At 58.7% G+C, this 1,974-nt stretch carries 1 protein-coding gene; it reads left to right on the top strand.

Features of this window, described 5'->3' with window-relative positions; genetic code table 11:
* Positions 1 to 678: 678 nt before the first annotated feature.
* Positions 679 to 1,707, top strand: a complete 1,029-nt coding sequence (locus FJY68_14315) for a hypothetical protein (GenBank protein MBM3332995.1) — start codon at positions 679 to 681, stop codon at positions 1,705 to 1,707.
* Positions 1,708 to 1,974: the final 267 nt, after the last annotated feature.

The raw sequence follows: 1,974 nt of genomic DNA, 5'->3' as shown, positions 1-1,974 counted from the left end.
TTACTGGCCATTGGGGTCTCCTTTTCTTGATTCATCCCTACATTCTACGAGACCCCATGGCCAGTTGATCGCCTGCCGTCTTCCGCCGTTTCGACCGGCCATTTTGCAGACAACATAGCACACAACTCCGAACCGGCCAACGGCTGCGGCTCTCGGCTTGACAGCGACCCGAAGCGGCAGATAATCGCCTGTGCCGAAACCAAGCACCAACCGCTGGCACCACGGTCATGTCGGTTCACCCCAAACCCCGCACCTCAGGGGTTCCACCCCTAAGGGCGTGTTGAGCCGACACGAACGGCTCCCTGCGAGGACGCAGAGCAGCGCTTCCTTTGGTCGCCGCACGTGCACCTGTAACCCCCTGGGGTGCTCTGTCCGACAGGTGCCGTCCGACGGCTCAACCTGAATCATGCACTGGGATGCATGCTTCCTGCCCGACGACTACATCAGGAAGATGAAGCAGGCGCTGGAAGAGATTGAGGCCAAGGTCGAGGATGAGACCAAGTACGAACCCGACCCTGACTTCTCCCCTGCTCCCGACGATGATTGACCCGGACGGAGTTTCACCACCAAGACACCAAGTCCCCAAGAGCCGGTCGAAGGTCGCTCCTATCTCGGGTCCGATGACGACTGCACGCCCGCCGATTTGAATTGCGTTCGTGCGGGTTTGGCGTGTTGGTGATGAGGACTTGCGTTATTCTCGGCCTGTTTGCGGCCGTCTCTGCTCGTGAACTCCCAGTGAGCAGTGAATTGCGGCTTATCTGGCCCTATGCCGGATGGGCTCAAGTAAGGAGCACGCTGGCAGTCAATCAGATCGGCGACAGCGTAGGGATCCAGTTGACGGAACCCACTCAACCCGCGGCGAGCCAGCACTCTGTCAAAGGCGCTGTCCCCGCTGCCGACTTCCGAGCACTCTGGGACTCGCTCGACCAGCTCGGCTTCTGGCGCCTGGGTGATACATATAAGGCGGACGGGAACGGAACTCCCGGTAGAATCTCCCTTGATGCCGTGTACGCCGACAAGACCGATACATCGAAGACCGTGACGTTCTTCTCTCCGCAATGGTGCAAGCCCGAATTCCAGAAGGTGTACTATCTGATCGAGGGTATGACACGGCTCGTTCAGACGCCTGCTGAGGAGCAAGCTAGAGTCGCCTTGAAGGATGTCCCTGTCGGCAAAGTCATGGCCATTCTCGACATGTTCCCAGAGATGGTGCCCAGCTACTTGTCTTCGCACTTGGGGGATACGAACCTCATCGCGCGCATCTACGGTTTCAGGGAGATGTCGGCGACGGCACTCAAGCGCGCCTTCCCGGCCACGCGATTCTATGTGGGCAAGGACGGCAAGAAACCTCCCCACCCCTACGTGATGGCGATCTCCGGGCGCAAGCGGTATGGCATAGACGGCTTCAACCAACTGCTTGTGGACATCGGTCTGGAGATGAACGATGCGTGCGCAGTGGACGTGGCAAAGGCGTTCATCATCATGGCCATTGGCAGTTCCTTTCCAGAGGTCACATTCGTGAGAGCGTTGACCGCTGCTGGCGAGCCCGACTATACCACGCGATTGGACGTGCTGATTGACGGGCAAGAAGAGCAGTGGCACTTCTGGAGCGCGTACGGCCTTGTGATGGGCGTGTCGAGACGCAACGCCAAAGGGCACATCAACATGTATACGTTCATTGACGCCAAGATCCCCTCAGTCAGATGAGCGCTCGAGCGAGTGATCAAGACGGGGGAAACCAGCGACTGTGGGGCTGTTGAAAAAGTCTTGACATCTTTCTGACGGCTGGTGCGTCTGAAGGGATGGTGACGCCCAACCGAAAGGACTCCACTGACAATGGTAGGTAATCAGGACCGCTGGCGTGAGGACATCTTCGTCGCCTGTCCGCTTCGGGACCTGGTGCCCGACGACCATGTACTGAAACGGGTTGACCGAGTGTTGGACTTGTCCTGGCTGCGGGACGAGGTGGCAGAC

Source organism: candidate division WOR-3 bacterium (assembly GCA_016867815.1).
Taxonomy (GTDB): domain Bacteria; phylum Hydrothermota; class Tepidihabitantia; order Tepidihabitantales; family Tepidihabitantaceae; genus UBA2258.
The sequence above is the reverse complement of the archived record's forward strand: the minus strand, read 5'-3'. Positions and strand labels throughout refer to the sequence as shown.